The sequence below is a fragment of the Pedobacter sp. JY14-1 genome (assembly GCF_029269825.1).
Lineage (GTDB): Bacteria > Bacteroidota > Bacteroidia > Sphingobacteriales > Sphingobacteriaceae > Pedobacter.
Genome location: NZ_JARJHU010000001.1, coordinates 1,150,374 through 1,160,345, shown reverse-complemented (window position 1 = coordinate 1,160,345; position 9,972 = coordinate 1,150,374). Strand labels below are relative to the sequence as shown.

Below are 9,972 nucleotides of genomic sequence, written 5' to 3'. Positions count from 1 at the left end.
TAACACGTGGGAGAGTAGGTCGGTGCCCAATCTTAAAGAACCCTTGCAGCAATGCTGCAGGGGTTTCTTGTTTTATACCCAACCCAATTACGCTTATCCGCCTTAAATGCCCCCGTATACACTGCCGCCCGGATTCATGCAGAATAATGGGCTGTAATTTCATTGGCCATTTTAAGGTAATCTTCATCCGGGCTTCTCTCCGAAGACATGGATACCTTCTGGTCGCTAAACATTGTTAAAATATGCTAAATAGGGGATTTGCTTTTGATAAAACCGTAATATTGTGTTTTACGTTACGTTTATTTTGCAATACCTGGATATATGAAGTTTAACAGATTTTTCTCTTATATACTTTTCACGCTGATCAGTTTATCATCCTTTGCACAGAATAAGGATGTAAAGCTACCTGCTAATTGGTACAATCTGGATTTACAGCAAAATGGCTATTTTGGTATAAGTACAGAGAAAGCGTATAAGGAGTTGCTTGCCGGTAGAAAACCGAAGCAGGAAGTGATCGTAGCTGTGATCGATGGTGGAGTAGACGTTCGGCACGAAGACTTAAAGGACGTTATTTGGATCAACAAGCGGGAGATCGCCGGCAATGGAATTGACGAAGACCAAAACGGCTATGTTGACGATGTATATGGCTGGAATTTTATAGGTTCCAGGAACGGGAATCTGGCCTACGATAATCTGGAGCTGGTACGGATAAGAAAGGTACTGGAACCGCGCTTTGTGTCAACTACGCAGCTGACGAAGCTGGATAGCGCGGACAAGGAGGATTTTGCCCGCTATAAAAAGGTGACCGCTGAGTTTGGTAAAAAATACAATGAAGCCGAACGGAGTTTTAGTTATGTCAGCAGGATTGTAACCCTGTTGGATTCGGTTTCCAGGGCGACGGGCAAAACTGTACCTGCATTGGCTGATTTTGAGAAATATGCGCCCGGAGATGAAGAGGAAGAGTACTACCTTAAATATATTATTAAAAATGCGCGTAAGGATGGAATGGATAAATTCCATGAAGAAATGAAGGATGCTTACAAGCAGCTCGAAGTGATGCTAAAATATAATCTGAATATGAACTACGACCAGCGGAAAGAACTGGTCGGTGATCATTATGAGGACGCGCACGAACGTAATTATGGAAATAATGATGTTAAAGGGCCGAATGCCGATCACGGTTCGCATGTGTCTGGTATCATTGCCGCGAAAAGGAACAACGGAATCGGGATCGACGGGATTGCCGACAATGTGAGGATCATGGCGATAAGAGTGGTACCTGAGGGTGACGAGCGGGACAAGGACGTAGCCAACGGTATCCGCTATGCAGTGGACAATGGTGCTAAGATCATCAATATGAGTTTTGGGAAAAGCTTTAAATGGGATAAGAAAATTGTCGATGAAGCCGTACGCTATGCGGCACAAAAGGGTGTACTTTTAGTGCATGCCGCGGGGAATGACAATTCAAATAATGACATTGCTGACAATTTCCCCAATAAGTACTATGAAACGCCGGAGTCGATAGCGTATGAAAAGGAGAAGAAGGCGGCTGACCTGAAGGAACTGCTGGACAGGGCTAACCTGGAAAAGCAACAGCAGCAAAGGATGAATTCCAGGTACGGCCCGATGGGCAGGCCTGTGGGGGCAACCATCAAACCAAAGCCTATGGATACGACCAGGTTTGCCTTCCCGCATGCAGAGAACTGGATTGAGGTAGGAGCAAGTGCCTATGCAAATGATGCAGAATTAAAAGCTTCTTTTTCTAATTACGGAAAGCATACTGTTGATGTCTTTGCGCCGGGATTTATGATCAATTCAACAGTCCCTGAGTCTAAATACAAGGAGTTTGACGGAACAAGTATGGCCGCTCCGGTTGTGTCGGGGCTTGCAGCCCTTATCCTGTCATACTATCCTGAACTGACACCTGCCCAGGTCCGGGAAATCATTATGAAATCTGTGGTAAAGGTAAGACAGAAGGTAAAGCTTGTAAATGATAAAGGGGAAAATACAAGGGTGCCTTTTTCTGAACTTTGTATAAGCGGAGGGGTTGTAAATGCTTATGAGGCCCTGAAACTAGCAGATAGTTATGCTGTTTCCAAGTGATCTTTTTTTAGTCGGGCAGGAAAGGGCATCGCAATAAAAAAGCCGGTTTAAACCGGCTTTTTTAGTAGCGGGGAGCAGGATCGAACTGCCGACCTTAGGGTTATGAATCCTACGCTCTAACCATCTGAGCTACCCCGCCAAAATCTTGTTTTTAAAGAGTTGCAAATATAGAATAAATTACTTTTCTTTAGAAACAAATAGTAAAAAAAATAGCCCGATTAATTCAAAAAAAGCCAGTCTCAAGTAATGTCAGAAAAGAAAAAGTTTACATTGGAATACGAACTGAAATCATCTCCGCGTATTTTGTTCAGCTTTATCAGTGAGCCGAATGGTTTGTCTCAGTGGTTCGCTGACGATGTAATCTTCAGGGACCAGATTTATACATTCTCCTGGGACGACGAAGTGCAGCAGGCAAAGCTGTTGAGTGTCAAGGAAAACAAGTCTGTGAAATTTAAGTGGGTTGAGGATGAGCCCCATTGTTACTTTGAAATGGAGATCATCCAGGATGAGCTTACGAATGACGTGGCACTGGCCATTACTGATTTTGCCACTGATGAGACCATAGCCGAGCGGAAAAAGATCTGGGATAACCAGATCGGTTACCTGCACAGTGTATTGGGGGCATAAGTTTTTTAAATGCTTTGCGTAAATTTGCCTTGTTGAAAAAGATACACTTACTTCTGATCAAAGCATTCATACGTCCTTTCTTCGTCACTTTCTTTATTGTGATGTTCATCCTGCTTATGCTCTTTTTATTCAAGTACGTAGATGATCTCATCGGAAAGGGATTTGAATGGTACGTGATCCTGGAGCTGATGTATTATGCTTCCGCAGCCAATGTTTCTATGGCGCTGCCTTTGTCCATTCTTTTGTCTTCTATTATGACATTCGGAACATTGGGCGAGAACTACGAACTTGTGGCGATCAAATCTGCAGGGGTTTCGCTCCAGAAGGCAATGACGCCACTGTTGGTACTGATCGTTGGGATCGCAATAAGTTCCTTCCTCTTCTCTGATTATATATTGCCCAAAGCGAATCTGAAGTTTGGTTCGCTGCTTTGGGACATTACCAATAAAAAACTTTCTTTTCTTATAAAGCCTGGTGTTTTTAACAGCAGTATACCCGGGTACGCTATACGCGTAGACAAAAAAGGCGACGATGGGACTTCTTTGTATAACGTCATCATTTACGACCATACCAGTACCAATGGTATTGCCAAGGTAATACTTGCAAAGGAAGGGAAAATGTCGAGCAATGACCAATATCTCTTTCTTAAACTGAAGGACGGGGTGAGGTACGAGGAGTCCGGAGGCAGGGACAACTACAGTAACCCGAGACAAGAGCTGACCAGGATGAGGTTTTCTGAGACCGACCAGAAGTTTGATATTTCCAGTTTCAAGATGGTCAGGACCGACGAACAGGATTTCCGTAACAATACCGCGATGCTGAACCTCAAGGGGCTCAGGAAGAAGGGAGATTCACTCCGGAAAGACCTGGACAGCATTAACAAGTTTGCAGCGGTGAACATCGGCAGTTACTATAAGCAGAATAACTATACCAAAGGATACACAAGAGAACGGACAGCGGCAAGGCCGATAAAGGGAGATCTGCTGAAAGAAATACCTAAAGCACAGCGGCTCATGGCGCTGCAGGCCGCAGAGGATAATGCCGGCACCATTTTGCAGACGGTAGCTTCCCGGACAGGAGACTATGATGACAAGACGAGAAGCATCATCAGGGTAGATCTGGAATACCAGCGTAAGTTTACACTGGCTGCTTCTTGCCTGCTGCTTTTTTTTATCGGCGCTCCGCTTGGCGCCATCATCAGAAAGGGCGGACTTGGCCTGCCGGTAGTCATGGCCATCGTGTTCTTTCTGTTATACCACATCATTGCTACGGTGGCGGAAAAGTCGGCAACTACGGGTTCGCTCCGCTCCTTTTTCGGAATGTGGCTGGCTATTTTTCTGCTTTCTCCGCTTGGGGCGTTTTTAACCTATAAGGCCACTGTAGATTCTGCCTTATTTGATGTGGAATATTTCAGACAATTTTTTGTCAATCTGTTTAAGAGAAAAAGGAAAAGCCTGTAGCAGGAGACTCCCTGTTGCCATCATTACTTATTTATGATATTTTAAATATCATAAATTGAGCGATTACATTGTAACTTTGTGTTTGTATTAACAGTTTTTCAGGGAACGTCCGGAGCTGTTTTAGATTCATAAAAATGGAAATTAAACTGGATGCAATAGAAGATGCTGTTGCGGATATAAAAGCGGGCAAGGTTATTATTGTTGTAGACGATGAGGACCGGGAAAATGAGGGTGATTTCCTGACTGCCGCAGCAAACGCTTCACCGGAAGTCATTAATTTCATGGCCACTTACGGAAGGGGGCTAATTTGTGCACCGCTTACTGAAGAGCGTTGTGATGAATTGGGGCTGGAGTCAATGGTGGGAAAAAATACCGCGGCTTATGAAACCAATTTTACGGTTTCTGTAGATCTGCTGGGCCACGGATGTACTACCGGAATATCTGCTTCGGACCGGTCCAAGACCATTATGGCGCTGATCAATCCAAAGACCGATCCCGCAGAGCTTGGGCGTCCTGGTCATATTTTTCCGCTAAGGGCAAAAGAAGGGGGCGTACTCCGTCGTTCCGGTCATACAGAGGCTGCAGTAGACCTCGCCAGGCTTGCGGGAATGGAGCCGGCGGGCGTGCTTGTAGAGATACTGAAGGAAGACGGAGAAATGGCCAGATTGCCTGACCTGATCAAGATTGCTGCGCAGCATCAGCTGAAGATCATTTCCATAAAAGACCTGATCGCTTACAGGTTATGTAAGGAAAGTCTGATCCGGCAGGAAGTTACGATCAACCTGCCCACAGCCTGGGGTGATTTTAAGATGACGGCCTATACCCAGATCGATAACAACGCTACCCATCTTGCCATCAGCAAAGGTGAATGGACAGAAGACGAACCTGTGCTAACGCGGGTGCACAGCTCGTGTGTAACCGGCGATATCTTTGGCTCCTGCCGGTGCGACTGCGGCCCTCAGCTCCATAAAGCAATGGAGATGATCCACAAAGAGGGGAAAGGGGTTATTGTTTACATGAACCAGGAGGGAAGGGGGATAGGCCTGATCAACAAACTCAGGTCTTACAACCTTCAGGATGCCGGCTTTGATACCGTAGAGGCCAATATTAAATTAGGGTTCAAGGGTGACGAACGTGATTATGGTGTTGGCGCTCAAATACTTCGTGCGCAGGGTGTTACCAAAATGAGACTGATGTCCAACAACCCTATGAAGCGGGCCGGCCTTATCGGCTACGGACTGGAGATCGTGGAAAATGTTCCTATTGAGATTGCCAGCAATGTTCATAATGAAGTTTATCTTAAAACAAAACGCGACAAGATGGGGCATCAGATCATGAAAGGCTGATTACCTTTTCCTGTTCTTCTTATTGTCGATAATTACTGCTTCCTTGTTTGGAGCTACTTTCTTTTCAGCGGACGAAGACTTTTCTTCCGCTTTCTTTTTTTGCTCCTTTTGGTGCTGGCCGGTGATGCGTTTCAGAAACTCGGAGAAGCTGTCAAACTGCTGCGTATAGATCAGGCCAAGTGAAGTGACGTTATTGGTCTGATTGAGCGCAGTCAGGAAGTTGGACTGTTGGGTAGGGGGTTTATTTGCCAGTTTGCCCACCAGGCTTCCGTCCTTCTTGATCAGCGTAAGCAATTCTACTTCTCCGCCGAAATTGTTGCTGTTGAAACCAAATGATAAGTCATTGGTACTTCTTCTGTCTACAATACCTGCATTGAGGACCACCCTGTTGTTGAAAAAGCGGAAAGAGGCATTGGCTTCGTTCAGCGAGCGGATATTGATGTCGACAAAGTTGAGGTTCAGGGAAGAGAGCACATTGTTGAACTGGTTGAACAGCAATTCGGTCGCAGTACTGGCGACACCGGAAGTCAGCTGTTTACCGAAGTCTTCCCTGCCGGTGCCCGGTGCGAAACTTCTTCGGATGATCAGGCTGAGCGCCTGTAAAGACCTGTTGTTTTCGTCGCTGAAATAAGACTGCATGTCCTCTTTGATCGAAGGGTTGGATGGAAAGAAAATATCCAGTTTGATCTCCGGCTGGAGCAATAATCCGCTCAATCCCATTTCTACTTCTGTCAAGACCCGTTCGCTAGGGTTTGTATTGCCCACCGCTTCACGGTTGGCGGCTGTATAAAGGTCGGAGAGGCTGGCCCTTACCGCATAGATTGCTTTCAGGTTGATCTGCGCGGCAGAAGGGTTGCCCGTCCACCTGATCGTACCGCCCTGTCTGATGGTAAACTTCTTATTGATGACCTCCTGTGCGGTAAAGTCAAAACTTCCTGACTCTATGATATAGTCGCCGGTCATTTCGAAATCACCCTGACTGTTGATGTTCAGCTCCAGGTTCTTTGAATAGCCTTTTCCGCTCAGGTTGCCCAGGGAAGTAAAGATATTGGCTGTACTGTTTGCATCTACGCTCAGTTTGAGGTTCATCGTCAGGCCGTCAAAGCTGGTCTGGCGTTTTACGACCTTTGCGGTATCCTTGCTGACAAACGTAATGAAATCCTTGCTGGTAACTGTTTCTGAATTGTTAAGCGGCAGGTTGAACACAGTTCCCTCTTCCGTTTTTGCATCAATATCGATGAAAATGTTATTCGTGGGCCCCTTAAACTTAAAGGTGCCTGTTCCATATGCCCTGCCGAAATATACTGCGTTGTCTTTCTGGGTTGTGTTGAGGGCCATGAAATTCTGCGCATTTACGGTAACGTCCAGGGTTGGGTTGTTGATGTCGTTAAGGTCGACAGATCCGCTTGCCACTGCCTCGTGGCCCTCTGTATCCTGGAGCTTTAGTTCATCCAGCCTGATCACACTGTTGTTTACGCTTACATCATCATTCAGCGTATAAGTTGTTTTCAGGTAGTTGATCGTCATTCTGCCCTGGTCAAAAGAAATATCGCCGTTGATCTCCGGTTTGTCCAGCGCCCCCTTTACCGTAAGGTCTGCGGAAACATGCCCCTTCAGATCGGAAACCAGGTTATTCAACAATGGTTCCAGTACGGTGAGCTCAGTTTTATCCAGCTTTACCCCCAGGTCAATTTCCCTCTTGTCGAAATCCAGGTTGCCCAGCACATTAAGGGTTTCTCTGTTGTCTGCAACGATCTTCGTATGTATGCCGGCCATTTTAAGCGACGGATCATAAGAAGACGTATCTGTGAGCCTGCCGATATAGGTATCATTAAACGTCAGTGAATCTACACTGATGCTGTCTGATATTCTTGGTGACTTCAACACGCTGTACATCCGGGTTTTTCCATTCAGATGCCCTGCCAGCTGCACGCCAAAACCCTTCATAAAGGGATTCAGGCTTTTCAGGCTGAAGTTCTTAAAGCCAACTTGCAGTAAATCATCTTTTTCACCTGAAACTATACCGTCCACCGTTATCATCTGGTCGCCGTTGCTCAGATCAAAATTGTCAATGTTCGTCTTGCCGCCCTGAAAGTTGATGTTTACCTTTTCCTGTATCTTCCAGTCCTCATTATTGATCTTCAGGATCGAAGGCAAAATGCTGATCTTTGCCGTAGTGTCTTTTGCAAACTCCACCAGTCCGTTCAGGTCCAGCTGGTTGGCATCTTCAGCATCTGCCAGTTTCATGTTAAGCGCAAGACTATCGTTGCGCAGGATATTGGAAATGTTCACGTTTTTAATGAACAGACTATCGTTGATATCTACCCGGTCGGAGGTCACGATTGCCTGGAGCTGACCGGCAGACGTGTTTTCGTCAAGAATGATGTTGTTCACCGTCATACCCCCGTACTTCAGCTTCTTAATGAAGCCGTTTACTGTCGCTATATTTTGTTCTGAATCAAAATTTCCGGTGAATGCAGCCTGGTTCTCTATCTGCAGGCCTGGTGCCACCAATTGTGCGATTGGCTCAAAACGCTTGATCTTCAGGTTAAACTGGAACTTCTGTTTGCCGTAGGGCCAGACTTGCATCTGCATGGAAGGAATGTACTTTCTGGCCAGCGCCTTGTAATAGGAAGGTATGGTGTTCAGGTCATACTGCCCGGTAACACTCGCCTCCAGCACGTCTGAATGGATGGCCAGGGTCCTGTCCTGTCCCGTGCCCGCGGCCTCCAGTCTTACGGAATCGATATGATACACCCCTTTCACATTGTCCAGCCGGATCTGACTGATCATCAGCTGACCTTGTATGTTGTTCAGATTGGTCCCTGAAAAATTCGTCGCGAATTTTGCATCTACCATGAGTGAGTCCTTATAGAGGTTGAGGGCCTTCAGTTTGGCGCTATTGATCTCTGCCTTGAAATTAAATACGGGAAGTGCCGGGTTCAGGTTTACCCCACCGTCAAATACCAGTCTGACATTTTTATCATTGATCTTTAAACTGCCGTCAAAATATTTTTTATTAAAAGTCCCGTCGATCTTCACATTGCGGTACCGGTATTTGTTGAAGTCGATATAAGCAATGTCCCCGTTCAGGACTTCATTCATATGCTTTACTTCTGTGCCCCGGCCCTTTATGGCCAGGGAGGAGCTTAGCCGTCCCAAAAGCGGTTCGTTCACCAGTGTACCCAGATCAAAGTCATAGGTCTTTACGGTACCTGTGTAAGAAGGAACGCCCTGCTTGTCAATTTTCATATTGACATCTGATGCCAGCCTCCCCAGTTTCGTTTTAAACTCACCATAGGCAATGAAGTCATTCTGGAAGCCTGTAAATGAGCCGTTAAAGTTTACATTACCGAACTTTGAAATGATTTCGGGGATTTGTTTTCCTTTTTTTCCTGAAATGCCGCTTACAATTTCGTCCAGGTCTGTTTTGTTGGTGCCGGCCATCTCAATCTTGAAATCCATGAACGTTTCCCGCCAGACCGGAAGGCCACGTATCGAAAAATCTCCTTTAATATAAGTCGCCTTGCCCGCCTTTACCAGAAGTTTCTTTGCTTTCAGGTTGTTGACCAGACCAGTTATCTGTCCGTCTACTTCCAGTTCCAGCTTCATATCATTCAGTTCCGGTGCAAAATAGGCCACATCCTTCGATGAAATGAAGCTGTTCCTGAAACTGGCCTTCATACGCACTTTGTTTTCAAAATCCCTGAAGTCCCTGTATCTGTTAAAGCGCATCCTGAAATAATCAGACAGGCGGCTCTTTTCGGTAACCAGCATCAGCTTCTGAAGTTCAATGCTGTTGCTGTCTACCGTGGTCACCGCGGAAAGGTTCTTCAGGTAGAAGCCGCTTTTTTCGCGGAAGCTGAGGTTCTTGATGTTCGCCTGGAACAGGTGATCCTTTGTGTTAAGCCCTTCAAAGATCCCGTTAAAGTCTTTCATATGGACGTCGTCAAAATTTATACCTTTAATGACGGTATCCACTCTGTAGTTCTTGTATCTGAAATCAAAATTATTGATGATCACCCGTTTAAGCCCGATTTCGAAAGGCTTGCTTCTTGTTTTAGGCGATGATGTGCCCGAGTCAAAGTAATCAATGATGAAATCCAGGTTGGATGATCTGTTCTTATACGATTTAAGGTAAAAAGTGCCGTTATTGATCTGTACTGTATTGATGTTCATGACCCGTTTCTTCAGTGAAAAGCGGTTAATGTCCACTATAAATTCGGGAGTATTCAGTAAAGTGTCCTTTTGTAAATCAAGTACCAGCAGGTTTTCCAGCACTACGGACTTGAAAGGTTTAATGTAGAGACCGGTCAGCGATATCTTTGTATTCAATTCTTCTGACAGGTATGCTGCTGCCCGCTTGGCCACAAAGGTCTGTACCGGTTTGAATTGCAATGAGAAAATGAGTATGCAGAGCAGTATAAAAACTGCTG

At 45.6% G+C, this 9,972-nt stretch carries 5 protein-coding genes and 1 tRNA gene; 4 read left to right on the top strand and 2 right to left on the bottom strand.

The features are described 5' to 3' along the window. Positions 1-321: 321 nt before the first annotated feature. Positions 322-2,103, top strand: coding sequence for a S8 family peptidase (locus P2W84_RS05090; RefSeq protein WP_276089024.1), 1,782 nt, complete (start codon positions 322-324; stop codon positions 2,101-2,103). A 65-nt stretch (positions 2,104-2,168) separates the two neighbouring features. Here P2W84_RS05090 and P2W84_RS05085 read toward each other — a convergent pair. Beyond that, positions 2,169-2,242: transfer RNA gene (locus tag P2W84_RS05085), tRNA-Met, on the bottom strand. A gap of 107 nt (positions 2,243-2,349) precedes the next feature. On the opposite strand from P2W84_RS05085, the gene P2W84_RS05080 reads away from it, so the two are divergent. The 3 genes from P2W84_RS05080 (at position 2,350) to P2W84_RS05070 (ending at position 5,536) form a co-directional block, all read left to right on the top strand. Then, on the top strand, positions 2,350-2,730 hold the full coding sequence (locus tag P2W84_RS05080) for an START-like domain-containing protein (protein ID WP_276089023.1): 381 nt from the start codon (positions 2,350-2,352) through the stop codon (positions 2,728-2,730). Between the two features lie 32 nt (positions 2,731-2,762). Further along, positions 2,763-4,190 carry an LptF/LptG family permease gene (locus P2W84_RS05075; RefSeq protein WP_276089022.1) on the top strand — a complete coding sequence of 476 codons (1,428 nt, stop codon included), beginning with the start codon at positions 2,763-2,765 and terminating at the stop codon, positions 4,188-4,190. A 134-nt stretch (positions 4,191-4,324) separates the two neighbouring features. Further along, positions 4,325-5,536 carry a bifunctional 3,4-dihydroxy-2-butanone-4-phosphate synthase/GTP cyclohydrolase II gene (locus P2W84_RS05070; RefSeq protein WP_276089021.1) on the top strand — a complete coding sequence of 404 codons (1,212 nt, stop codon included), beginning with the start codon at positions 4,325-4,327 and terminating at the stop codon, positions 5,534-5,536. On the opposite strand, the gene P2W84_RS05065 is transcribed toward P2W84_RS05070, so the two are convergent. Next, positions 5,537-9,934, bottom strand: coding sequence for a translocation/assembly module TamB domain-containing protein (locus P2W84_RS05065; RefSeq protein WP_276089020.1), 4,398 nt, complete (start codon positions 9,932-9,934; stop codon positions 5,537-5,539). Positions 9,935-9,972: the final 38 nt, after the last annotated feature.